Annotated in this window: 24 protein-coding genes, 1 tRNA gene and 2 pseudogenes; 23 read left to right on the top strand and 4 right to left on the bottom strand. The window is 62.0% G+C overall.

Annotated elements, in window-relative coordinates; all coding sequences use genetic code 11:
• The 15 genes and pseudogenes from ABG996_RS07000 to hisE all read left to right on the top strand — a co-directional run.
• A pseudogene (locus ABG996_RS07000) lies at positions 1-189 on the top strand (SIS domain-containing protein); the annotation flags it as partial.
• Positions 190-283: 94 nt separating this feature from the next.
• Positions 284-700, top strand: coding sequence for a PTS sugar transporter subunit IIA (locus ABG996_RS06995; protein ID WP_347479249.1), 417 nt, complete (start codon positions 284-286; stop codon positions 698-700).
• A gap of 17 nt (positions 701-717) precedes the next feature.
• Positions 718-1,188, top strand: a pseudogene (locus ABG996_RS06990) (PTS sugar transporter subunit IIB).
• An 8-nt stretch (positions 1,189-1,196) separates the two neighbouring features.
• Entirely contained in the window at positions 1,197-1,988 is a 792-nt protein-coding gene (locus ABG996_RS06985; protein ID WP_117629984.1) for a PTS mannose/fructose/sorbose/N-acetylgalactosamine transporter subunit IIC, read from the top strand.
• Entirely contained in the window at positions 1,978-2,814 is an 837-nt protein-coding gene (locus ABG996_RS06980) for a PTS system mannose/fructose/sorbose family transporter subunit IID (RefSeq protein WP_117564887.1), read from the top strand. Before ABG996_RS06985 ends, ABG996_RS06980 begins: the two co-directional genes overlap by 11 nt.
• A gap of 83 nt (positions 2,815-2,897) precedes the next feature.
• Positions 2,898-3,731, top strand: coding sequence for a sugar phosphate isomerase/epimerase family protein (locus tag ABG996_RS06975; protein ID WP_347479248.1), 834 nt, complete (start codon positions 2,898-2,900; stop codon positions 3,729-3,731).
• A gap of 169 nt (positions 3,732-3,900) precedes the next feature.
• Entirely contained in the window at positions 3,901-5,616 is a 1,716-nt protein-coding gene (hisG, locus tag ABG996_RS06970) for an ATP phosphoribosyltransferase (RefSeq protein WP_347479246.1), read from the top strand.
• A 104-nt stretch (positions 5,617-5,720) separates the two neighbouring features.
• Positions 5,721-7,157, top strand: coding sequence for a histidinol dehydrogenase (gene hisD, locus ABG996_RS06965; RefSeq protein ID WP_347479244.1), 1,437 nt, complete (start codon positions 5,721-5,723; stop codon positions 7,155-7,157).
• A gap of 1 nt (position 7,158) precedes the next feature.
• Entirely contained in the window at positions 7,159-8,274 is a 1,116-nt protein-coding gene (gene hisC, locus ABG996_RS06960) for a histidinol-phosphate transaminase (RefSeq protein ID WP_347479242.1), read from the top strand.
• Positions 8,275-8,862, top strand: coding sequence for an imidazoleglycerol-phosphate dehydratase HisB (hisB, locus tag ABG996_RS06955; protein WP_347479240.1), 588 nt, complete (start codon positions 8,275-8,277; stop codon positions 8,860-8,862).
• A 78-nt stretch (positions 8,863-8,940) separates the two neighbouring features.
• The gene (locus ABG996_RS06950; RefSeq protein ID WP_347479238.1) at positions 8,941-9,642 is read left to right on the top strand and encodes an imidazole glycerol phosphate synthase subunit HisH; all 702 of its coding nucleotides are present in this window, start codon (positions 8,941-8,943) and stop codon (positions 9,640-9,642) included.
• Positions 9,639-10,382, top strand: coding sequence for a 1-(5-phosphoribosyl)-5-[(5-phosphoribosylamino)methylideneamino]imidazole-4-carboxamide isomerase (locus ABG996_RS06945; protein ID WP_346979705.1), 744 nt, complete (start codon positions 9,639-9,641; stop codon positions 10,380-10,382). Before ABG996_RS06950 ends, ABG996_RS06945 begins: the two co-directional genes overlap by 4 nt.
• A 3-nt stretch (positions 10,383-10,385) precedes the next feature.
• On the top strand, positions 10,386-11,168 hold the full coding sequence (gene hisF / locus ABG996_RS06940; protein ID WP_347479237.1) for an imidazole glycerol phosphate synthase subunit HisF: 783 nt from the start codon (positions 10,386-10,388) through the stop codon (positions 11,166-11,168).
• Between the two features lie 57 nt (positions 11,169-11,225).
• Positions 11,226-11,555 (top strand): phosphoribosyl-AMP cyclohydrolase, encoded by a 330-nt coding sequence (hisI, locus tag ABG996_RS06935; protein WP_006235892.1) that lies wholly within the window; start codon positions 11,226-11,228, stop codon positions 11,553-11,555.
• A gap of 45 nt (positions 11,556-11,600) precedes the next feature.
• Positions 11,601-11,918 (top strand): phosphoribosyl-ATP diphosphatase, encoded by a 318-nt coding sequence (gene hisE, locus ABG996_RS06930; protein ID WP_006235893.1) that lies wholly within the window; start codon positions 11,601-11,603, stop codon positions 11,916-11,918.
• 120 nt (positions 11,919-12,038) lie between these two features.
• Here hisE and ABG996_RS06925 read toward each other — a convergent pair whose 3' ends face one another.
• Positions 12,039-12,950 (bottom strand): PHP domain-containing protein, encoded by a 912-nt coding sequence (locus tag ABG996_RS06925; protein WP_347479235.1) that lies wholly within the window; start codon positions 12,948-12,950, stop codon positions 12,039-12,041.
• A gap of 340 nt (positions 12,951-13,290) precedes the next feature.
• Between ABG996_RS06925 and larC2 the strand changes: the two genes are divergently transcribed.
• The 6 genes from larC2 (at position 13,291) to ABG996_RS06895 (ending at position 18,694) form a co-directional block, all read left to right on the top strand.
• On the top strand, positions 13,291-13,776 hold the full coding sequence (larC2, locus tag ABG996_RS06920; RefSeq protein ID WP_229057840.1) for a nickel pincer cofactor biosynthesis protein LarC2: 486 nt from the start codon (positions 13,291-13,293) through the stop codon (positions 13,774-13,776).
• 53 nt (positions 13,777-13,829) lie between these two features.
• Positions 13,830-14,378 (top strand): phosphodiesterase, encoded by a 549-nt coding sequence (gene yfcE, locus ABG996_RS06915; protein WP_347479233.1) that lies wholly within the window; start codon positions 13,830-13,832, stop codon positions 14,376-14,378.
• Positions 14,379-14,380: 2 nt separating this feature from the next.
• Positions 14,381-15,241: a nucleoside triphosphate pyrophosphohydrolase gene (gene mazG, locus ABG996_RS06910; RefSeq protein WP_347479231.1), complete on the top strand. Its 861-nt coding sequence runs from the start codon at positions 14,381-14,383 to the stop codon at positions 15,239-15,241.
• Between the two features lie 189 nt (positions 15,242-15,430).
• The gene (eno, locus tag ABG996_RS06905) at positions 15,431-16,720 is read left to right on the top strand and encodes a phosphopyruvate hydratase (protein ID WP_195624859.1); all 1,290 of its coding nucleotides are present in this window, start codon (positions 15,431-15,433) and stop codon (positions 16,718-16,720) included.
• A 187-nt stretch (positions 16,721-16,907) separates the two neighbouring features.
• Entirely contained in the window at positions 16,908-17,672 is a 765-nt protein-coding gene (locus ABG996_RS06900) for a hypothetical protein (protein ID WP_230308442.1), read from the top strand.
• A gap of 20 nt (positions 17,673-17,692) precedes the next feature.
• Positions 17,693-18,694 carry a Ppx/GppA phosphatase family protein gene (locus ABG996_RS06895; RefSeq protein WP_347479229.1) on the top strand — a complete coding sequence of 334 codons (1,002 nt, stop codon included), beginning with the start codon at positions 17,693-17,695 and terminating at the stop codon, positions 18,692-18,694.
• Positions 18,695-18,812: 118 nt separating this feature from the next.
• Here the strand turns inward: ABG996_RS06895 and ABG996_RS06890 are convergent, their stop codons facing one another.
• The 3 genes from ABG996_RS06890 to ABG996_RS06880 form a co-directional block, all read right to left on the bottom strand.
• Positions 18,813-20,114, bottom strand: a complete 1,302-nt coding sequence (locus ABG996_RS06890) for an ATP-binding protein (protein WP_117746838.1) — start codon at positions 20,112-20,114, stop codon at positions 18,813-18,815.
• Positions 20,115-20,392: 278 nt separating this feature from the next.
• Positions 20,393-20,477 (bottom strand) — tRNA-Leu (locus ABG996_RS06885).
• 31 nt (positions 20,478-20,508) lie between these two features.
• Positions 20,509-21,132: a hypothetical protein gene (locus ABG996_RS06880; protein ID WP_006235902.1), complete on the bottom strand. Its 624-nt coding sequence runs from the start codon at positions 21,130-21,132 to the stop codon at positions 20,509-20,511.
• 163 nt (positions 21,133-21,295) lie between these two features.
• Here ABG996_RS06880 and ABG996_RS06875 point away from each other — a divergent pair, with 163 nt between their 5' ends.
• A complete protein-coding gene (locus tag ABG996_RS06875; protein ID WP_006235903.1) occupies positions 21,296-21,583 on the top strand; it encodes a PTS sugar transporter subunit IIB in 288 nt (95 codons plus the stop codon).
• Positions 21,584-21,594: 11 nt separating this feature from the next.
• The gene (locus ABG996_RS06870) at positions 21,595-21,969 is read left to right on the top strand and encodes a VOC family protein (RefSeq protein ID WP_347479226.1); all 375 of its coding nucleotides are present in this window, start codon (positions 21,595-21,597) and stop codon (positions 21,967-21,969) included.
• Positions 21,970-22,017: the final 48 nt, after the last annotated feature.

Genomic DNA, 22,017 nt, shown 5'->3' with positions numbered 1-22,017 from the left:
GGCGACACCGACATCAACATCATCGACACCGCCGAGTTCGCGATCCCCGGCCTTGACGACGAGTTCCGCGTCATCGTGTCTCCGTGGATCCTCTCCTCGCTGATCACCGATCGCCTTGCCGCTTACTACGAGACGGTCACCAAGCACAACCTCAACTACCGTCGTTACTATCACCAGTTCGACTACTAATCGGTGACAAATAAGCTACTGATCAAGAAGCACCCTGCCCGGGCGCATGCGTCCGGGCATTTTTATGCCGAAATTCGCAAGAAAGGGGAATCAAATGAGGCGGTTTATCGTTGCATCCCATGCTCATTTTGCGTCTGGAATCGTCGAGAGCATTGGGCTGCTCTCCGGTGAGCGCGAAAACGTCCATGCGCTGTCTATGTATGTCGACGGAAACGAGGACCTGACCAAGGAGGCCGCAGCGGTTCTCGATGGGTTTGCTGCGGACGACGAGGTTGTCGTGTGCACTGACCTGTTCGGCGGCAGCGTCAACAACGAGTTCACCAAGATCGTCCAGACGCGTCCCAACACGCACCTAGTGACCAATATGAACCTGCCGCTCCTTATTCAGCTGCTGTTCGTGCCCGACTCCACTCCAATTGATGAGGCCATTCGCCAGATCGTCGAGGCGGACGACACCAAGGTCAAGTACGTCAACGACCTGCTGGGGCAGGCCGAACTCGATGAGTTTTAATCGCTAGGGAGCACATCATGATTCAGATGATTCGCGTGGACTATCGACTGCTGCACGGCCAGGTTGCCGTTAGCTGGACTTCGGCTCTGGGTGCCGACTGCATCCTGTTGGTAAGCGACACGGTCCTCAATGACAAGCTTCGTCTGCAGGCCCTGTCCCTTGCAAAACCGGAGGGCTGCAAGGTTGTCGTCAAAAACACCGAGGATGCCGTCAAGGCGCTCCAGAGCGGTGTGACCGATAAGTACAAACTCTTCGTAGTTTGCGAGACGATCTAGCAGGCCGGTGCCGTCGCCAAGGCGATGGGCGTCAAGAAGATCAACCTCGGCAATGTTGCCTTTAGCGAGGATGCCCGCCAGGTCTCGACGAGCGTGTTCCTTACGCCCGAAAACGAGGCATACGTCAAAGAACTGCTCGGCGAGGGCTACGAGCTGTTCATTCAAATGATTCCGGCAGATGCGAAGACTGACGCCGCGAAGGTCATCGGTTAGGGGCCATCATGGTTATCAAGACAATCCTGATTTTCCTTATTGCCCTTTTGGGCTATTCCGAGTGGCTGACCGGTACGAGCTACCTCCAGCGCCCGATTGTGCTCGGACCTCTGGTTGGCCTTGTCATGGGCGACATGGTGACCGGCACGATCATGGGCGCCACGATGGAGCTTGCCATGGTCGGCGCCATCTCGGTCGGTGCGTATAACCCGCCCGATACGATTTCCGGAACCATCCTGGGTGTGTCGCTTGCCATGCAGGCCGGCGCGGACGCTTCGGCGGCCCTGACCCTGGGCATTCCCATCGCAACGATCGTCCTGGCGCTCGATACGGCCCTGGGCCAGCCGGTGATGCTATTGCTGGTGCACCGTATCGACAAGAACGTCGAGGACGGAGACACCAAGGCCATTACGCGCAACATGCTTATCGCCGGTTACGCGCAGAGCTGGTGCGGCCTGCTGATTATTCCCCTGGCCTTCTTCTTTGGCGCCGATGCTGTTGCCAGCCTGCTCAACATCATTCCCGATTTCGTTCAGACCGGCATGGATGTCGCCGCCGCCTTCTTGCCCGCACTCGGCTTTGCGATGCTGGCTCAGATGATCATGAACAAAACGGTGGCTCCGTTCTTCTTCGCTGGCTTCTTCCTCGTTGCCTACTTTGGCATTAGCACGACGGGCGTGGCGATCTTTGCCGCGATCATCGTCGTCGCGATGACGGTTTTGGGTGATAAGAAAAAAGCGGAGCAGCCCGCAGTGGCAACCGAGGATCCTGCGATTGGGAGTGGGTTCGATGAGTTTTAAGTTTGAGTCTTCTTACGACGGGCTGATTTCCCGCGCAGACCTTAAGAAGCTGTTCTGGCGCTCGATTCCCTATGAGCATTCCTGGAACTACGAGCGTATGGGCCATATCGGCTTTATGTGGGCCCTTATGCCGATTCTTCGCAAGCTGTATCCGCAGGATGCGGACTTTAAGGCCGCCCTTAAGCGCCACATGGAGCTCTATAACGTCACGCCGTACATCTCGACGCTTCCCATGTCCATCGCCGCTGCAATGGAGGAGGTCAACGCTACTGACGATAGCTTTGACACGAGCGCGATCTCTAATGTCAAGCTTGCTTTGATGGGGCCGCTGTCCGGCGTGGGCGATGCCTTCTACTGGGGCACGCTGCGAATTTTGGCAACGGGTGTCGGCACGTCGCTGGCGCTGCAGGGCTCCATTCTTGGCCCGATTTTGTTCCTGCTCGTGTTCAACGTCCCTCACTACATCATCCGTTACCTGCTGACGTTTGTGGGATATCGCTTTGGCTCGGACATGATCAGCAAAGTCCAGGAATCGGGCATTATGGACACGATCGTCAAGATGGCCTCTATCATGGGCGCCATGGTGATCGGTGCTATGACCATGGAGATGGTCACCGTGGACATTCCGCTCATGGTCGGCGCGGGCGATGGTGCTCAGACGCTGGCCGAGCTGCTCAACGGAATTTTCCCGGGCTTTGTCACGATGGGGCTGTTTGGAATCGTCTATCTCATGCTCAAGAAGAAGATGAATCCGCTGCTCATCATGCTCGTGATCCTGCTCGTGAGTATCGCCGGCGCGTTCTTTGGAGTGCTTGGTGTCCAGTAGAGTATCCGTCATAATGAGAACAATGTAAGAGGGGGCGTCGCGCACACTGTGCTGCGGCGCCCTTTTGCCGAAAGGTGGACAAGATGGAGTATCCGCAGCTTGCCGTCATGAATATCAGCCATCGTTATTTTGACCTTGAGGAATTCTTTTCCTCGGCAGCGGCCTCGGGCTACACGTGTTGCGAGCTTTGGACCGGGATGCATCTGTATGTCGATTGCCATGGATACGATTCGCTCGAGCAGGTGCGGGAGCTGTCGCAGCAGTATGGGGTTCGGATTGTGGGGCTTTGTCCCGAACAGAACAACCCCAAGCCGTGGAATATCGCGGCGCGCGGGAATGAGGCGCGTGCCCGCACGCTCGCGTACTTTAAGAACGTTGTGGATATCGCGGCGGAACTTGGAGCCGAGCAGGTCATGGTCTCGAGCGGCTGGGCATTTTTGAACGAGCCAATCGAGGACGCGTGGGGTCGCAGCGCCTCGATGCTGCGTGCGATTGCCGAGCATGCGGGAGAGTGCGGCGTTCGACTGGTGCTCGAGGCCCTACAGCCGGTTGAGTCGATGATCGTGAACTCGGCGGCCGATACGAAGCGCATGATCGAGGCAGTTGATCATCCGGCACTTAAGGCGTGTCTGGATTTGGGCGCTATGGCGGTGGCGGGGGATACCATCGACGATTATTTCGATCTGCTTGGCGATGATGTCGCCCACGTGCATTTTGTCGATGTTGCGGCAGACGGCACGACGCATCTTGCCTGGGGTGACGGCGACCGCGATATGCGCGCCGACCTGGATAGGCTGGTGGCGCGCGGCTATCGCGGAGTTGTTTCGGCCGAGACCTATGACTGGCGCTATTTTGCTGACCCCGCAGCTGCCGATGCACAGGTAATGGCAGAGTATCGTCGTGCGATTGGCGCCTAGGTGGGGTTGGGTTGCGGCAACCTGCCCCATGTTTCCAAATGAATACGGTGTGAGCGGCTTCGACGGATTTTCCCCGCAAGCACTCTAGTATGCTAAAGTACCCAGAAGACCGGCGGAGCTATGCCGGTCTTCTGTTCTATATGAAACACAGCATGAGGAGGCTCACCAGATGACGGCCACACCGTGGGGATTCCGGGACATATTGCCCGAGGAGGCTCAGGCGCGCGAGGAGATTGCATGTACGGTGAAGGGCTGCTTCAGGGAGCATCATTACCTTCCGGTCGAGACGCCGCTGCTCGAGGACAAGGGCTCGCTCGAGGAGGGCGGCCGCATTGCGGACACGCCGTTTAAGCTCTTTGATGACGACGGTCGCCTGCTGGTGGTCCGTCCCGACAACACATTGCCGATCGTGCGCTTGGTTTCGACCCGCATGTGCGCTGCCGACCTGCCCCTGCGCCTTCGCTACGAGGCGCCGGTGGTTCGCGAGTGCCAGCGCAATGCCGGTGGCTCGCGTCAGTTTACGCAGCTGGGCTTTGAGCTCATCGGTGTGGGCGACACTGCGGGCGACGTCGAGATCGTCTCGCTGGTGGCCGAGGCCGTGCGCGAGCTGGCACTTCCCGATGCGCGCATTATCGCGGGCAGTGTGCGTCCGTTTAAGGAACTGCTTGCGGCGTGCGAAGATCGCGAGCTGGCTGCCGAGGCGCTGCGCTGCGTGCACGCCAACGACTTCGTGGGCCTCGATGCCCGCGTGGCGGAAAGCGCAGAGTCCGAGGCCGTTAAGGTCGCCATTAGCGAGCTGCCGCGCCTGCACGGTGGTGCCGAGGTGCTCGACCGCGTCGACGCGCTGCTGGCGGCGGCGGGCATTGTTGCGCCGCTCACGCGCGAGCTGCGTGCCCTGGTCGATGGCCTGGCTCCCGAGGACGCCCGGGTGCTGTCCTTCGACTTCTCCATCATGAACTCGTTTGATTACTACACGGGCCTGGTCTTTAAGGCCTATGCCGGTGGCCTGCCCGATCCGGTCGGTTCAGGCGGACGCTACGACTCCATCTTTACTGGCGCATTTGGCGACGGCATCGAGGTGCCGGCGGCGGGCTTTGCCTTTTCGCTCGAGCGTCTGGAGGCCGCGCATACCTCGGCCGAGGACGCTGCTTCCGATGGTGACCATGCCGTGGGCCGCGGCGCCGAGGGTCCACTGCGCATCGCCGTGCCCAAGGGCTCGCTCAAGGCCGACACGCTCGACGTGCTCGAGGCCGCGGGCTTGGATGTCTCTGAGCTGCGCGACCCCGGCCGTCACCTCATCGTGCGCGGCCGCGACACACACGCTGGTGAGGGCACGGTCGGCGATATCGAGTTTGTCATCGTGCGTCCCAGCGACGCACCCGCTTTTGTGGGCTGTGGCGGCGCCGACTGCGGCATCTGCGGCTGGGACTCGCTCATCGAGGCCGACCTCAACCTGCTGCAGCTGGTCGACCTGGGCTACGGCCTGTGCACGTTTATCGAGGCGGAGCCCGCGTGGCGCGCTGGCCAGGCCGAGCGCAACTATGCCCGTCGCGGTTCTCTTCGCGTGGCCACCAAGTACCCGCGCATCGCGAGCGCTTGGTATGCCGAACGCGGTGTGAATGTCGACATCGTTTCGCTGCACGGTAACATCGAGCTGGGCCCCATTGTCGGTATGACCGACCGTATCGTGGATATCACCGCCACGGGCGCCACGCTGCGCGATAACGACCTGGTCATCACCGGCCGCATCATGGACTGCACGGCCCGTTTCTTTGTCAATCCGGGCGCCGCTCGCCTGGATCCGCGCGTACGCAATCTGGCAGATCGCCTGACCGCGGCCGTGAAGGACAAGCATTTTGAGCCCGTCGCGGGCTCGGCACAATAGCGCGAGCACGCACGGGCGCCCCAACGTACGGGCTGCGGGCCGTTGGCGCCGCCGCCCGACCTCTCGTTTTTCGAACATAATCTCGACCGATAGGGGATACCGATATGAAGACGATCAAGCTTGCTCCCGGTGAGCGCCTCGTTACCAACCAGCTCAACCGCAAGGGCGTGTTGCCACAAAACATCGTCGACGCCGCCCGCGATATCGTGGCCAACGTACGCGCCAACGGCGATGCCGCGGTGCGCGATTACTGCCAGCGTTTTGACGGTGTCGAGCTGCAGAGTTTTCGCCTGCCGCAGGAGCAGATTGATGCTGCACTCGAAGGCCTCGATCCTGCCTTTGTCGCGGCTCTCGAAAAGGCCGCACGCCAGATCCGCGAGTTCCACCAGCGTGAGGTCGAGCAGAGCTGGTTTACCACGCGCCCGGACGGCACGATGCTCGGCGTTAAGGTGACCCCGCTTGCCGCTGCCGGCATTTACGTGCCAGGCGGTCGTGCGCAGTATCCCTCCACGGTGCTTATGAACGCCATCCCTGCCAAGGTGGCTGGCGTTAAGCGCGTGGTCATGGTGACCCCGCCGCAAAAAGATGGCCTAATCAGCCCCTATACGCTCGCGGCTGCCAAGCTCGGCGGCGTGGACGAGATCTATATGGTGGGTGGCGCCCAGGCCGTGGCCGCGCTGGCGTACGGTACCGAGACCATTCCGCGTGTCGACAAGATTACCGGCCCGGGTAACGCCTTTGTCGCCGCTGCCAAGCAGATTGTCTCGGGTGACGTGGGTATCGATATGGTTGCTGGTCCCTCCGAGGTCTGCGTGCTGGCCGACGCCACGGCCAAGCCCATGGTGGTCGCGGCCGACCTGATGGCCCAGGCCGAGCACGATCCGCTGGCGGCCTGCTATCTGGTGACCTGCGACGAGCAGTTTGCGTGTGAGGTCGAGGCGGGTATCGACATCCTGGTGGCGCAGTCCCCGCGTGCCGAGATTACGCGCGCTTCGCTCGACAATGAGGGCACCATCGTGGTGGCCGCCGACATGGCCGCCGCCGTCGAGGCCGTGAACACGGTGGCGCCTGAGCACCTTGAGCTGCACTGCAAGGACGCGATGGGCCTGCTCGGCGGCATTCGCAACGCCGGCGCTATCTTTGTGGGCGCTTGGAGCTCGGAGCCGCTCGGCGATTACGTTGCCGGCCCCAATCACACGCTACCGACCGGCGGCACGGCCATGTTCTCCAACCCGCTTTCGGTGGAGGAGTTCGTCAAGCGCTCGAGTGTCATTTGCTATACACCCGAGGGCCTGCTCTCCGATGCTCCTGCCACGCAGCGCCTCGCCGAGGCCGAGGGTCTGTGGGCACACGCGCTTTCCGCCGCGCTGCGCCGCCGCGTGTTGGAGCAGGGCGAGGATGCCGTGAGCGCCGAGTCGCTCGCCGCGGCCGACCTGACCAAGGTTGCCTGGCCGGGCGACGCCGTGGCGACGGTTGCCGAGGGCGTGGACCTGGCGGCTGCAAGCGCTGATGGCGCCGGCGCGACTGGCAAGGAGGCCTAATATGTCCGAACTCACGCCGCGCATGAAGGAGCTCGTCCAGCCCTACTTGGCCGGCATTGAGCCCTACGATCCCAACTTTACGCCCACGCGCATCAACCTTTCGGCCAACGAGAACACCTATCCCGTGCCGGCTGGCGTGCGCGAGGCGGTCGACGCCGCCCTGGCCGCTACACCGCTCAACCGCTATCCCGATCCCATGTCCAACGATCTGCGCGACGAGCTTGCCGCTTGGCATGGTGTGACGCGCGAGAATGTCTGCGTGGGCAACGGCGGCGACGAGCTGCTCTATAACTACCTGTTGGCGTTTGGCGGCGCGGGACGGACCCTGCTCAACTGCCCGCCGTGCTTTAGCGAGTACGCGTTCTTTGCGTCGCTCTGCCAGACCGAGGTGCGCGACGTGTGGCGCGACCCCGCGACCTTTGAGCTCGACCAGGCAGCTGTGCTTGCGGCGGCGTCCGAGTGCAACCTGGCAATCGTGACCTCGCCCAATAACCCCACGGGTGACGTGGCACCGCTCGACTTTGTCGCGGCGCTGTGCGATGCGTGCCCCGGCATGGTAATGGTCGACGAGGCCTACGTTGAGTTTGCCGACGATTTGTTTGGCGCGGCCACCACGGCGCAGGGGCTTATCGCCGAGCATCCCAACCTGGTGATTCTGCATACGTTGTCCAAGGCGTTTGGCGCTGCCGGCACGCGTCTGGGCTATGTGATTGCGGCGCCCGAAGTCATCGACGTGTTCGCGGCGATTCGCCAGATCTATTCGGTCAACGTACTGAGCCAGGCGGCAGCACTTGCCTGCGTGCGTGCCCGTGATGCCTACACGCCCGTGGTGGCGCAGGTCGCATCCGAGCGCGAACGCGAACAGGCCGCTCTGCGCGCGATGGCTGCCGAGGGCATGCCCGTGGAGGCATGGCCGAGCGCGGCGAACTTTGTGCTCGTGCGTACGCCGCATGCCACACGCGTGCGCGAGCGCCTGCGCGACGAGTACTCGATTTTGGTGCGCGACTTTAGCTACGCGCCGGGGCTCGCGGACTGCTTGCGCATTACCGTGGGCACGCCGCGGGAAAACGATGAGGTGCTGGCTGCGTTTGCCGCGCTGGTGAAGGAGGAGATGTAGATGGACCGCTATGCCGAGGTAACCCGCAAGACGGGCGAGACCGACATTGTCGTAAAGCTCGACCTGGACGGATCTGGCGTGTGCGATATCTCGACCGGCGTGCCGTTTTTCGACCACATGCTCAACGCCTTTGGCCGCCATGGTCTGTTCGATCTGACGGTGCGCGCGGTGGGCGACGTCGAGGTCGACGCGCACCACACCGTCGAGGACACGGGCATCGTGCTGGGCGAGGCGTTTTGCCAGGCGCTGGGCGACAAGGCGGGTATTACGCGCTTTGCCGACGCGGCGATCGCCATGGACGAGACGCTCGTGATGGCCGCCGTGGATATCTCGGGCCGTGGGCAGGCCTATTGTGAGCTGCCCGTGCCGACCGAGCGCGTGGGCAGCTTTGATACCGAGCTGGCCGTCGAGTTCTTCTATGCCTTTGCACGCGATGCCAAGCTCACGCTGCACGTGCGCGAGCTGGCGGGCGGCAACTCGCACCACATTATCGAGGCCGCCTTTAAGGCCGTGGGCCGCACGATGCGTCACGCCTGCGAGCTCGATCCCCACGTGCAGGGCATCCCCAGCACCAAGGGCTCGCTGTAACCGTCACAAGGGTAAAACCACCACGAAGGTGCCTGTCCCCTTTGCGGTGGTTTTGGATGATGAGAAGTGGAGGGTCGCGTGGGCGAACCGAAGATTGTGGTGGTCGACTACCACAAGGGCAACTTGTCGAGCGTCGTGCGCGGGCTTGCGCGCGCCGGTGCCGCCGCCTGCACGTCGGACGATCCGGAGCAGATCCGCAACGCCGACGGCCTGGTCATCCCGGGCGTGGGCGCGTTCTATGACGCGATCGCCTTTATGCGCCAGAGCGGCGAGGAGGTGGCCGTGCTCGATGCCGTTGCCGCCGGAACTCCGCTGCTCGGCATCTGCCTGGGCCTCCAGCTATTTTTTGAGCGCGGCAACGAGGGCGTGCCTGCGGACGAGGGTGCGGACGCGGACGACGATGCCTCCGAGCAGGCCGGTGGTCCCTGGGTCGATGGCCTGGGCATCATGCGTGGCTCGTGCACGCACCTGGAGTCGAGCCGTCTGAAGGTCCCGCACGTGGGCTGGGACCAGGTGCACATGACGCCCGCCGGTGCGGCCGATTCGTTGCTTGCCGGTTTTGCCGAGGGCGCCAACATGTATTTCACTCACAGCTACGCGGTGGCCGACGACGTCGATGCCGCCGATGTGTTGGCACGCACGCACTATACGCGGAGCTTCCCGTGCATCGTGCGCCACGGTAACGTGTGGGGCTGCCAGTTCCATCCCGAGAAATCCTCCGCGCTGGGTCAGCGTATTCTTAAGAACTTCGTGAGCATCGTCGAGGAGGTTGGCCGATGATCCTGTTTCCCGCAATCGATCTGATCGGCGGCAAGGTTGTGCGCCTGGAGCGCGGTGACCGCAACCGCTGCAAGGTATATTCCGATGACCCCGTGGCCGTCGCCCGCTCGTTTGCCGAGCAGGGCGCAAGCTGGGTGCATGTCGTCGACCTGTCCGCTGCCTTTGGTGAGGACGAGGACACATGCGCTGCCAACTCGGCGGCGATTAAGGCCATCTGCGGCGTCGGCGGTCTGTCCGTGGACGTGGGCGGCGGCGTTCGCTCACTCGCGCGCATCGATGAGCTGGCAGGCTATGGTGCTCGCCGCATTGCGCTGGGCACCGTGCTCGTGACCGAGCCGGGTTTTGCTGAGGTGGCAGCCCAAGGCTTTGGCGAGCTGCTGGTAGCAGATATCGCCGCGCGCGACGGTCAGGTCAAGGTGAACGGCTGGCGTGACGGCGCGGGCGTGGCGCTCGACGATGCCGTGGCGCAGCTTACCGAGCTGGGCTTTAAACACCTGGTCTATACCGATATCGCGCGCGATGGCATGCAGACGGGCATCGACGTGGCGGCATATCGCCATGTGGCGCAGGTCGCGGGCTTTCCCGTCGTGGCGTCGGGCGGTATCTCGACGCTCGGCGATATTCGCGCGCTTGCCGCGGTGGGCGAGGGCGCCATCGAGGGTGCTATCACTGGTCGTGCGCTCTACGAGGGCAACTTTACGCTGGCCCAGGCGCTGGCCGCCGCCCGAGGGGAGGAGTAGCCCATGCTTACCAAGCGTGTGATTCCCTGCCTGGACGTCAAGGACGGCCGTGTGGTCAAGGGCGTCAACTTTGTGAGCTTGCGCGATGCGGGTGATCCGGTGGAGCTGGCGCGTGCCTACGACCGCGAGGGAGCGGACGAGGTCGTCTTCCTGGACATTACCGCCACGAGCGACAACCGTGCGACGACTATCGAGATGGCGGCGCATGCGGCCGAGGAGCTCGCCATTCCCTATACCGTGGGCGGCGGCTTTCGCGACTTGGCGGGCATGCGGACCATGGTTGCCGCCGGCGCCGACAAGGTGTCGCTTAACTCTGCCGCTGTGCGCGACCCGTCGTTGATCAGCCAGGCTGCCGCGGCGTTTGGCAGCCAGGCCGTGGTCGTGGCGATCGATGCCAAGCGCGTCGGTTTGCCCGGAGAGCCGGGTGCCGATAGGTGGGAGGTCTTTACCGCAGGAGGTCGCAACGCTACGGGTATCGACGCGGTGGCGTGGGCCGAGGAGGCGGCTCGTCGTGGCGCCGGCGAAATCCTACTGACCAGCATGGATCGCGACGGCACCAAGGCCGGCTTTGATTTGGCGCTCACCCGCGCCGTGGCGCGCGCGGTGCCGATTCCCGTCATCGCGAGCGGCGGCGTGGGCACACTCGAGCATTTTGCCGAGGGCGTGATCGAGGGCGAGGCCGACGCCGTGCTGGCGGCGAGCGTCTTTCACTTTGGAACCTTCAGCATTCGCGAAGTCAAAGAGTATATGGCCTCTCAAGGTATTCCTGTGAGGCTGGACTTCTAATGCTGCGGCTTGCCCAGGCACCCGACCTTCCGGCGATGTTTAAATTGGGGAATTGAAATGAGAGAAATTACTACTCCAGCGGATCTTAAATACGACGCCAAAGGATTGATTCCTTGTGTGGTTCAGCAGTATGACACTGGTGAGGTGCTTATGGTTGCTTGGATGAACGAGGAATCGGTGGGGCTGACGCTCAAGACCGGCACCACGTGGTTTTGGAGCCGCAGCCGCCAGGAGCTCTGGAACAAGGGCGCGACGAGCGGCAACATGCAGGAGGTCAAGGAGCTCTGGGCCGACTGCGATAGCGATACGCTGCTGGTCAAGGTCGACTCGCCGGGTCCGGCCTGCCACACCGGCAACCGTACCTGCTTCTTTAAAAAACTCGCGTAGGGCGGGCGCTCGATTAGACGCTCGGCCACCAGAAAGGATTGAACCATGGGTGTGCGCACCGCAAACGTTCAGGATGGAAATATCGGCGAGACGCTGACAGGTCTGGCCGAGGTGATTCACGGTCGTCGCGATGCGTCGCCACAGGAGAGCTATACCGCTCGCCTGCTGACCGACGTCGAGGACGAGCTGCTCAAGAAGCTTGCCGAGGAGGCGAGCGAGGTGATCATGGCCTGCAAGGATAACGATCACGATCACATTCGCTACGAGGCTGGCGACCTGGTCTACCACTTGCTCGTGACGCTTGAGCGCTACGGCATTACCCTCGACGAGCTGGCCGGCGAACTCAACGCCCGCCGCCACTAGTCGTTTGGGACAGTCTTTGTTGGTGTAACGGGGTCATGGAAGTTGCGGTGAAATAGGGACTGTTTAAGCGCTTCATCAGGCAAAACAATCCCTATTCCACCGCAACTTATGAAGGGATGGCTAGTCGAGGGGTGTGGGTTCCCATTCGCCGGTGGGGTGGGGGATGTCGAAGGTTCGGTAGCCACAGTCGTAGGCGTGTGCCTGGGTCTCACGGATGTTCCAGCAAATGTCGCAGGCGCGGTGTGCGTCCGAGCCAAAAGTGATCGGCACCTCGGCGTGGGCGAAGCAACGCAACAACCCGGTCGTGGGATAGTAGTCGTCGAGTCCCTTGCGCGGCGCAGCGGTCGAGACCTCAACGCGGCGGCCCGCGTCGTGTGCACACTCTGCCATCTGCCCCCAGAACGGCGCGGGGTCAAAGTCGGGCGCAAAGCCCTCTTTCGAAAAGCGCATGACCAGGTCGGGGTGAGCCATTACATCAAAGTTGAGCGGGCTCTCGCAGGCGCGGCACCAGTCGTCGACGTAGCGCTCCCACACGCCGCGTACCCCCAGGTTTTCCCAAACGTGCAGGTTGGTGTCATCGTCGATCCAGCCGCAGCGCGAATCGGGCGTATCGGGACGAGCGACGTCCTCCGTCCCCGCCGTGCCCGCAGCACCTGCCGCAATATCGCCTGGGTTACCAATCCAATGCACGCTGCCCAGGCGCACGACGGCGCCTCGGGACCAGCGCTCGACCAAAGGCTCGCAGCCCTCGTACCAATCGCATTCAAAGCCATAGATAAGCTCGAGCTCCGGCGCGATCTGCGCGGCAAGCTTGCGAGCATCCTCAAAAGCCAGACGATGTGCCGGCAGGTCGCCCTCAGTAACCTGCACTTCGCAGTTGGCATCCATGCTGGCGGGCAGGGTGAGATGGTCGGTTGAGACCATGACGCGGCAGCTGGCCGCAGCAGCGGCGCGAACGTTGTCCTCAAACGAGGCATGTCCGTCCGAAAACGAGGTGTGGGTGTGGCAATCGACCAGCGGGCAAGCAGGCATGGCAGCTCCTTTGCGTCAAGCGAATCCGCTTCATTGTAATGGCGTAGCTCTCAACACGCCGGACACGCCGGGGGTCGAAATCGATTGGAAAGGCTGCGCGACGCGCGGTGCGGCCTCGCTTGCGCTCTCAAAACGTGTACATCAGCCTCCAAAAGCTGCAAAAAATGACATGTTTGGAGGCTGACGTACACGTTTGAGTGGAGCGGGCCGGCGTTGGAGCGCGCCAGCACTTGCGCCCAGCAAAAGTCGCACCTATCCCATGACGCCGCCCCTGCGCCGCCCGCGATGTGCTAGCGTTTGGATGAACAAAACGAGCCCGCGCGGAAAGGAGCCGGACCGTATGCCATGCGATAGCACATCCCCGCTGTCCCGCGAGACCGATGCGCCCGAAACCATCGTCAAGCTGGAATGCGATATTGATGACGCGTCGCCCGAGGTGCTTGCCTACGCCGCCGACCGCCTGCGCGAGGCGGGTGCGCGCGAGGTGCACTGGCTGCCCGTCTATTGCAAGAAAGGCCGTCCCGGCTGGCAGCTGCAGGTAATCTGCGCCCACGAGGACATCGAGCGCCTGCAGACGATCATCTTTTTGGAAACCACGACCAATGGCATCCGTCGCCAGGTCATGGAACGCGTTTGCCTGCCACGCCGCTTTGAGCAGGTGACGACGCCATGGGGCGAGGTGTCCGTCAAGGTGGCCACCCTGCCCGACGGCAGCGAGCGTGCAGCGCCCGAGTACGAGGACTGCGCCCGCCTTGCCCGCGAGCACGGTGTGCCGCTCCAGCGCGTGATGCAGGCAGCACAAGCCGCGGCTCTGCAATTTGAGTGACACGGTCGGCGACGCGCCACACCCACCCCATCAACCTCACCGAAAGGACCACCATGAAATACCTCATCGCCTCCGATATCCACGGCTCGGCATACTGGGCTGAGCGCCTCTGTGCCGCCATCGAGTCCGAGCAGCCCGACCGCATCGTTCTGCTGGGCGACCTGCTCTACCATGGCCCGCGTAACGACCTGCCGCGCGACTATGCTCCCAAGCGCGTGATTCCGCTGCTCAACGCCCTAGCCGACCGCATCATCGCGGTGCGCGGCAACTGCGACGCCGAGGTCGACCAGATGGTCCTCGACTTTCCCGTCATGGCCGACTACGCTACGCTGTTCGACGAGACCGGCCGCGAGCTGTTCCTGACGCACGGCCACGTCTTTGGCGCCGGCATGCACAACAGCGTCGACCACGCGCCCGCGTTGCCCGAGGGCTCAGCGCTCGTCTACGGCCACACGCACATCAAGGTCAACGAGGAAAGCGCCGCGCACCCGGGCCTGTGGCTCTTCAACCCCGGCAGCGTGAGCATCCCCAAGGACGGTACGCACAGCTACGGCATCTACGAGGGCGGCGCGTTCCGCCACGTGATCATGGAGGAGGACTAGCCATGGCCGAGCATATGGCTCAGCAAAATGCCGAGGGTTCGCGTGACCTGTCCACGCTGGTAGATGCATCGGCCGAGCTGCAGCATCTGGTGCAGACCATCTGGCGTCTGCGTCAGCCCGATGGCTGCCCGTGGGATCGCGAACAGACACACCGCAGCATCGGCAAGAACATGATCGAGGAGGCCTACGAGGCGCTCGACTGCATCGAGGCCGACGACGCGGCGCACCTGCGCGAGGAGCTGGGCGACGTGCTCATGCAGGTAGTGTTGCATGCGCAGATCGCGGCGGACGCCGGCGAGTTTACGCTGGCCGACGTGGCGCACGATATCGACGCCAAGCTCATTCGCCGTCATCCGCACGTGTTTGGCGATGCGGATGCCGACAGCTCTGACGAGGTGCTCAAGATTTGGGACGAGGTCAAGCTTGCCGAGAAGGCCGCCAAGGACAAGGCCGTGGCGGCAGGCGAGGCCGCGCCCGAGGGGCTGCTCGACGGCGTGCCCACGCACCTGCCGGCGCTGATGCAAGCGCAAAAGGTCTCGCGCAAGGCGGCTGCCGTGGGCTTTGAGTGGGAGACGGTCCAGGATGTGTGGGACGAGGTCGCCGAGGAGCGTGCCGAGTTTGAGGCCGAGGCCCCTGGCTCGCCCGAGCGCGAAATGGAGTTTGGCGATCTGCTCTTTGCCCTGGTCAACGTCGCGCGCAAGGAGGGTATCGACGCCGAGAGCGCCCTGCGCGCGAGCACGGCCAAGTTTCGCCGTCGCTGGGCTGCGATGGAGCAGATGGCGGCCGATGCCCACGTGGATCTTGCCGAGCTTTCGACCCACGGCCTCAACGACCTGTGGGATGCCGCAAAGGCGGAGGAGTAAGACTGCGGGAACGACGGGCTGACACGCCTCATCGTTCCCGCTAAATTTTTCGAAAATCAAGTGTATCCCTCGGCTAACTTAGGGCATAATGCAAAAAGTGCGACATGGCTAACTTACGGAGACGCACCGATGGTGCACGGTCAGCCGGTCGCTTGCATCCACTACGTTTCCAAGTGAGAGGGAGACAACATGAGCGATATTTTGGACGTTTACGGTCGCGAGGTGCTCGACAGCCGCGGCAATCCCACCGTCGAGGTCGAGGTTGTGCTCGAGGACGGTAGCTTCGGTCGCGCGATGGTGCCTTCGGGCGCTTCGACCGGTGCCTTTGAGGCTTGCGAGCTGCGCGATGGCGACAAGGGCCGCTATCTGGGCAAGGGCGTCTCTCAGGCCGTCGAGCACGTCAACAACGAGTGCGCCAATGCCGTCGTCGGCCTCGACGCCTTCGACCAGCGTGCCGTCGATGCCGCGCTGATTGCCGCGGACGGTACCCCCAACAAGACCAAGCTCGGTGCCAACGCCATCCTGGGCGTGTCGCTGGCCGTTGCCCGCGCCGCTGCCGAGTCGGCGGGCCTGTCGCTGTACCAGTACCTGGGCGGCGTCAACGCTCACCTGCTGCCCACGCCCATGATGAACATCCTCAACGGTGGTGTGCATGCCGACAATAACGTCGACTTCCAGGAGTTCATGATCATGCCGGTGGGCGCCCCGAGCTTTGCCGAGGGCCTGCGTTGGTGCGCCGAGGTCTACCACACCCTCAAGGGCGTGCTGCACGAGGCCGGCCTGGGCGGCGGCGTGGGCGACGAGGGCGGCTTTGCGCCCAACCTCAAGACCAATGCCGAGCCGTTCGAGTACATCACCAAGGCCGTGGAGAAGGCCGGCTTTAAGCCCGGCGTCGACTTCATGTACGCCATGGACCCGGCCTCGACCGAGTTCTACAACGCCGAGACCGGCATGTACGAGCTCAAGGGCGAGGGCGTTGAGTATACGAGCGCTCAGATGGTCGATTACTGGGAGAAGCTCGTCGACACCTATCCCATCATCTCCATCGAGGACGGCATGGCCGAGGAGGACTGGGGCGGATGGGTCGAGCTTACCCGCCGCATTGGCAACAAGGTGCAGCTGGTGGGTGACGACCTGTTCGTCACTAACACCGAGCGCCTCAAGAAGGGCATCGAGCTGGGCGCAGCCAACGCGATCCTGGTCAAGGTCAACCAGATCGGCACACTCACCGAGTCGCTCGAGGCCATCGAGACCGCCAAGGAGGCTGGTTACGCCTGCATCGTGAGCCACCGTTCCGGCGAGACCGAGGACTCCACGATCGCCGACCTGGTCGTGGGCGTCAACGCCGGCCAGATCAAGTCGGGCGCCCCGTGCCGCAGCGACCGTATCGCCAAGTACAACCAGCTCATTCGCATCGAGGACGAGCTCGAGGGCAGTGCGCGCTACGCCGGCAAGGCAGCGTTTTACAACATTCGCTAAACAAGTGGTGCACGCGGGGAGCGGGGTTGACTCGGCTCCGTTCCACTTCTGATGGCCGCCATTGGGCGCTGGGCCATATGGCTCAGCGCCTTTTTTATGTCGAGCAAAGGCTGGCGAAGGCGGTGCGGGCGCTCGTGCTATAACTAAAGGACTTAGCGCAAACAAACCTCAACCGCACAAGGCGCACATGGATCAGATTTACGACAACAGGTACTATTCCGCCGGTTCGCGTGAGCCGTCGCCTCGCCGTGCGCGCACGGTGCAGCTCGGTGGGTCCGCCTACGCCGGCGCCGACCGCTCCATACAGCGCCCGACAAGTACCTCGCGCCCCAATGCTCAAGTGAATACTTCGACAGATGGACCAGTGCGCCCGGCACGTTCGTCGCATGCTCAGCGCTCGTCGGCTCAAACGCACGATAGGTCGAGCAGGCCCTCGAACCGTCTTTCGGGCTCGGACTTTATGCACTACGCCAACGACAACGCGGTGGTCAAGGCGATCTACGACTTTACCCACGGTCCTCAGCGAGGGCTATTCATCGGCATCGTCGTTGCCCTGGTGCTCGTGAGCCTGTATTTCCCCGTGCGCGACCTGTACGTGGCAAAGCGTTCGAGCGATATCTTGGCCAAGCAGGTCGAGATTCGCCAGCAATACAATGATGAGCTGCAAAAAAGCGTCGACAAGCTGCTCTCGGAGGAGGGTATCAAGGACGCGGCATCCGAGGACCTGGGCCTGGTGATGCCCGGCGAGAAGAGGATTGAAGTGCAGGGCCTGGACGGCGATTCGGACTCGTCGTCGGCTGAAAAGAAGTCGTCGAACGCCAAGAAGGCCAGCGAGGTGGCCAAGGAGATCGAAGAAGTCGGCAAGGACGCGCCATGGTACATCCAAGCGCTCGACATGCTGTTTGGGTTTAACGGCGTCGAGGGTCAGACGGTCGTGTCCAACGGCAAATAGCGCCCGGAGGGGAGCTCGCAATGACAAATTGCAAACGATATAAGGTGGCCGCGATCGACCTGGGAACGGTGTCGTCGCGACTAGTGCTAGCGCAGGTCGAGGCCGGGGCGATCGTGGAATCGTCCAAGCATACCGAGATTACCGACTTGGGCGAGGGCGTGGACGCGACGGGCCGCTTTTGCGAGACGGCGGTCGAGCGTGTACTCGCTGCGTGCCGTATGTTTGTGGACGAGGCGCGTACCTTTGGCGCCGCGTGCATCTGCACCACGTGCACGAGCGCCGCGCGCGATGCGTCCAACGCCGCCCTGCTGCTGGACGGCCTGCGCGAGCTGGGTCTCGAGCCGCAGGTGATTCCAGGAGAAGTCGAGGCGCGCCTGACGTTTTTTGGCGTGGCGCACGACTTTGCCGGTGAACGCATTATCGTCGCCGATTCGGGCGGCGGCTCCACGGAGCTCGCGACGGGCGTGTACGCGCCGGAGCGCGGGGTCTTTGCGCTGGAGGGAACGCGCTCGCTGGACATCGGTTGCCGTCGCGTGACCGAGCGGTTTTTCTCTGCGCTGCCGCCGTCGACGAACGAGCTTGCGGTTGCCGCCGCGTGGGCGGGCGAGCAGTTCTCCGCCTATTTTGAGGGCCTGCCCAGCGACTTTGAGCACGCCGAGCGCCTCGTCGCGGTGGGCGGTACCGTCACCACGCTCGTGGCGCTGGTCCACGAACTGGAGCCGTACGACTCGAGCTTTGTGCACCTGCGCGAGCTTTCGATGGAGCAGATCTCGGCCGCCATCGATCGTATATCTACGCTGGATGTGGAGGGTATCGCTGCGCTGCCGGGCGTGCAGCCCAAGCGCGCGGGCGTGATTCTGGCCGGCGCCGTGGTGATTCGCGAGCTCATGCGCGCCGGTGGCTACGATGCGCTCACCGTAAGCGAGAACAGCCTACTCGCTGGCATGGCCGCCACCATCAACGAGGTTCTCGACGGCGCGACTCCCACCATCGCATGGACTCCCAGCCTCAGCGCCCTCTAAATAAGTTGCGGTGAAATACGGACTAAAATCGCCCTTTCGGGCGCCAAACAGTCCCTATTCCACCGCAACTCAACAGCCGGCACCTGGGGACAGTCCTTGCGGGGCGTCCCCACAGCGCCTATGCCAGCTTGTCGATTTGCCCAATCTCCCAAAGCGGAATATTGACGAGCATGCCCTCGTCTCTATATGCCGCCAGGGAGCTCCTCACGCAACGCTCGAGCTTGAATTTTTCGCAGGCTATTTTCAGACTCTTCGCTTTAAGGTTCTCTGCCGCCTTGACCTCAAGCGGAAGCACGGTTCCCGCATGGTCGATGGCAAAGTCGGTTTCGGCATTGCCAGAGGTAGAGGACCAATACGCGGGAGTTTTGTCCTGGAGCAAAAGCTCCTGCGCGACGTATTGTTCGGTCAGCGAACCTTTGAACTCGGTAAAAACAGCGGATCCGTTAAGAACGATGGCCGGAGAGAGACCGGAGAGCGCTCCGAGGATGCCGGTGTCGATGCAGAACAGTTTGAAGCCCGAGAGGTCTTCGTAGCTCGAGAGCGGCGCCTTTAGAGCGGAAACACGTGGCACCTTATGAACGATTCCGTAGTCCGTGAGCCACTGGAGGCTTTCCTCGAAATCGCGTGCGCGCGCTCCGGGGCGAAGGGCGCCATAGACAAACTTCTTGTTCTCTTTGGCAAGCTGGCCGGGAAGGGATTTCCAAACCAACCTCATGCGCTCGATGATGCGGGCGGGTGCATGTTTGCCAAAATCGGATTCGTAAGCCTCGATGATTTGCTGCTGAAGCCTTCGGGCTTCGATGAAGTCGCGTGTCTCGGCGAAAGCGGAGACAACTTCGGGCATACCGCCGACAACAAGGTATTCCTTGAGCAAGTGTTCGAGCTTTTCGGTAACGTTTGCTAGAAGGTTCATGTCTGCGGCAAGGATGGCGTCGGCGAGCGGGTCGCCGTCGACGGCACGAACGAACTCGGCGAACCCCATGGGACGCATGGTGAGCTGGTCGATTTTGCCGACGGGAAATGACTCGTTTTCGCGTCGGAGCGCGAGGCCCATATAGGAACCGGCTGCTACGATGTGGTATTCGGGTGCAAGCTCGTTGAAGTACTTGAGCGAGGTGATCCCGCGCGGGGCCTCTTGGATCTCGTCGAAGATGATGAGCGTGTCTGCTGGCGTTACAGTTTGGCCACGTAGGAGTTCTATCTGGGAGATGATGCGCTTGGGGTCGAGGTCCCCATCGAACAGCGAGCGTGTGCTCGGCTCGAGCATAAAGTCAAAACGAATGACGTTTCGATACTGCTGGCTTGCGAATTCGTTAAGAAGCCAAGTCTTTCCTGTCTGGCGGGCTCCCTTAAGCAAGAGAGGTTTGCGATTCGTCCTTGATTTCCAAGCGATAAGTTCACTCATAAGCTGTCGCTGCATATTGCCTCCCAACCCTCTCGGCTAGTATAAGGCCATTTGGGAGTTTCCATCGGAAAATGTGCGAGACAACCACGTTTTTCCATCGGAAAATGTGCGAGACAACCACGTTTTTCCATCGGAAAATGTGGGAACACCAACCTAAGTCGCGGTGGAATAGTTCCTAAATGGGCTGGTAAACTGCCAAAACAGGAACTATTCCACCGCAACTTAGAGCCCCGCCGGCGTGTAAAAGAAACGAGCCCGCATCCCTGGGGAACACGGGCTCGCAAGCAATCACATGGTAGGGGCGGTGGGACTCGAACCCACAATCCTTGCGGCGAGAGATTTTAAGTCTCCTGCGTATGCCAATTCCGCCACGCCCCCGTGAGACTAGAAGTCTAGCACAAGCCGTCCGTTACGCGTTGACGGCCATCGAGTGTTGGCCCGACTTCTCCAGGAACTCCTGGAACTTGGCTTCGTCGCCCTTGTTTTGGTACTGCAGGGCCAGCAGGTACTCCAGGCGGCAGCGCTTGACCGGGTCATCGCCGACATCCTCGAGCATGCGCTCCAGCTCGGGAATGTCGTTGTGGCGCTTGAGGATCATCGTGTCGTACATCAGCTGGCACTCGTGCGCAACTGCCTCGGCCTGACCGCCCTCAAAGCCTTTGATCTCGTGCAACAGCTCCTTGGACTTTTTGCGGTCCTCCTGGCCAACGTAGTAGTTAAAGGCCTTAATCACCAGGTCGACGCGCTGCATCTTGGGGAGGTTGAGACCCAGCAGCAGGTCGAACATCTCGCTGGCGCGCTCGTGGTCCTCGCGCAGCAGATAGGAGTTCAGACGCAGGTAGTCGCGGTTGTAGCGCGGGTACAGCATGCTGGTGAGTTTGCCGTCGAGCAAACGATCGAACTCGTCCCACTGCTTGGCAGCCATAAGCTGCTGCAGGCGCTTAAACGTGGTGCGTTTTTTGACGCTAAAGAACACCGACACGGCGATGCAGATGATAACGACGGCGGTCCAGAGTGTGCGGGAATCGGGCATATTAGGGTCCTTAGTCGCTCGTAAAACAAGCGGTATGACAACACGTACTAGATGTATTATACGCAGCGCGCAAGCAAACTAGCATAAAAGCTCATCGAGGCTGAGTGCCATCGCTCGCTGCGGTACACTTACCTAAAGTAAACCATGAAGGGAGATATTACCTATGAAGAAGATCGTTTTGGCTTGCGGTGCTGGCGCTGCTACTTCCACGCTCGTTGCCCAGAAGGTCGCCACCCTGCTCGACGCCAACGGTTACGCCGACAAGTATGAGATCGTGCAGTGCGCCATCTCCGAGGCCAAGGATTACTGCGACGAGGGCGCTGATCTGCTGATCGCCACCACCGTTGCCCCCGAGGGCCTCACCTGCCCGTACGTGAGCGGCGTGCCCTTCATGACCGGCATGAACCGCGTCGCTGCCGAGAAGGCCGTTCTTGACGTCATGGCTCAGTAGGCGCTGACTGCATGAGTGAGCAGAACGCCAATCCGGTCGAGCTCTTTGGCATGCGCGTTGCCCATGTGGGCATTAACGCCACCGACCCGGCAGACGCCCTGGAGATCGCGGAGCTGTTCTCGACGATGATGGGTCTGCCCGTTATCGAGACCCCGGTTTCGTACTTTAACGATTCGCTGGTCGAGGTCATGAAGCAGAATGGTCGTGGCACCAAGGGCCACATCGGCTTTGCCGTTAACGACATCGATGCAGCTGAGAAGTGGTTTGCCGAGCGCGGGCTCGAGGTCAACGAGGAGTCGCGCGTGCTGCTGCCCGACGGCGGTACCAAGCTCGTGTACTTTAAGCGCGAGTTCGCCGGTTTCGCCGTGCATCTGTGCCGCGAGTAGCGCACAAGCTGCCATAGCTAGCAAAAAGGGATAGGGCCGTGTGGTCCT

This window comes from Collinsella aerofaciens (assembly GCF_039836695.1).
GTDB lineage: Bacteria > Actinomycetota > Coriobacteriia > Coriobacteriales > Coriobacteriaceae > Collinsella > Collinsella aerofaciens_BD.
This window is presented reverse-complemented; position numbering and strand designations above follow the sequence as displayed.

What these genes read in the sequence shown, in the direction of transcription:
- ABG996_RS06995 (WP_347479249.1), top strand. Translation starts at nt 284, where the DNA reads ATGAGGCGGTTTATCGTTGCATCCCATGCTCATTTTGCGTCTGGAATC.
- ABG996_RS06985 (WP_117629984.1), top strand. Translation starts at nt 1,197, where the DNA reads ATGGTTATCAAGACAATCCTGATTTTCCTTATTGCCCTTTTGGGCTAT.
- ABG996_RS06980 (WP_117564887.1), top strand. Translation starts at nt 1,978, where the DNA reads ATGAGTTTTAAGTTTGAGTCTTCTTACGACGGGCTGATTTCCCGCGCA.
- ABG996_RS06975 (WP_347479248.1), top strand. Translation starts at nt 2,898, where the DNA reads ATGGAGTATCCGCAGCTTGCCGTCATGAATATCAGCCATCGTTATTTT.
- hisG (WP_347479246.1), top strand. Translation starts at nt 3,901, where the DNA reads ATGACGGCCACACCGTGGGGATTCCGGGACATATTGCCCGAGGAGGCT.
- hisD (WP_347479244.1), top strand. Translation starts at nt 5,721, where the DNA reads ATGAAGACGATCAAGCTTGCTCCCGGTGAGCGCCTCGTTACCAACCAG.
- hisC (WP_347479242.1), top strand. Translation starts at nt 7,159, where the DNA reads ATGTCCGAACTCACGCCGCGCATGAAGGAGCTCGTCCAGCCCTACTTG.
- hisB (WP_347479240.1), top strand. Translation starts at nt 8,275, where the DNA reads ATGGACCGCTATGCCGAGGTAACCCGCAAGACGGGCGAGACCGACATT.
- ABG996_RS06945 (WP_346979705.1), top strand. Translation starts at nt 9,639, where the DNA reads ATGATCCTGTTTCCCGCAATCGATCTGATCGGCGGCAAGGTTGTGCGC.
- hisF (WP_347479237.1), top strand. Translation starts at nt 10,386, where the DNA reads ATGCTTACCAAGCGTGTGATTCCCTGCCTGGACGTCAAGGACGGCCGT.
- hisI (WP_006235892.1), top strand. Translation starts at nt 11,226, where the DNA reads ATGAGAGAAATTACTACTCCAGCGGATCTTAAATACGACGCCAAAGGA.
- hisE (WP_006235893.1), top strand. Translation starts at nt 11,601, where the DNA reads ATGGGTGTGCGCACCGCAAACGTTCAGGATGGAAATATCGGCGAGACG.
- ABG996_RS06925 (WP_347479235.1), bottom strand. Translation starts at nt 12,950, where the DNA reads ATGCCTGCTTGCCCGCTGGTCGATTGCCACACCCACACCTCGTTTTCG.
- larC2 (WP_229057840.1), top strand. Translation starts at nt 13,291, where the DNA reads ATGCCATGCGATAGCACATCCCCGCTGTCCCGCGAGACCGATGCGCCC.
- yfcE (WP_347479233.1), top strand. Translation starts at nt 13,830, where the DNA reads ATGAAATACCTCATCGCCTCCGATATCCACGGCTCGGCATACTGGGCT.
- mazG (WP_347479231.1), top strand. Translation starts at nt 14,381, where the DNA reads ATGGCCGAGCATATGGCTCAGCAAAATGCCGAGGGTTCGCGTGACCTG.
- eno (WP_195624859.1), top strand. Translation starts at nt 15,431, where the DNA reads ATGAGCGATATTTTGGACGTTTACGGTCGCGAGGTGCTCGACAGCCGC.
- ABG996_RS06900 (WP_230308442.1), top strand. Translation starts at nt 16,908, where the DNA reads ATGGATCAGATTTACGACAACAGGTACTATTCCGCCGGTTCGCGTGAG.
- ABG996_RS06895 (WP_347479229.1), top strand. Translation starts at nt 17,693, where the DNA reads ATGACAAATTGCAAACGATATAAGGTGGCCGCGATCGACCTGGGAACG.
- ABG996_RS06890 (WP_117746838.1), bottom strand. Translation starts at nt 20,114, where the DNA reads ATGCAGCGACAGCTTATGAGTGAACTTATCGCTTGGAAATCAAGGACG.
- ABG996_RS06880 (WP_006235902.1), bottom strand. Translation starts at nt 21,132, where the DNA reads ATGCCCGATTCCCGCACACTCTGGACCGCCGTCGTTATCATCTGCATC.
- ABG996_RS06875 (WP_006235903.1), top strand. Translation starts at nt 21,296, where the DNA reads ATGAAGAAGATCGTTTTGGCTTGCGGTGCTGGCGCTGCTACTTCCACG.
- ABG996_RS06870 (WP_347479226.1), top strand. Translation starts at nt 21,595, where the DNA reads ATGAGTGAGCAGAACGCCAATCCGGTCGAGCTCTTTGGCATGCGCGTT.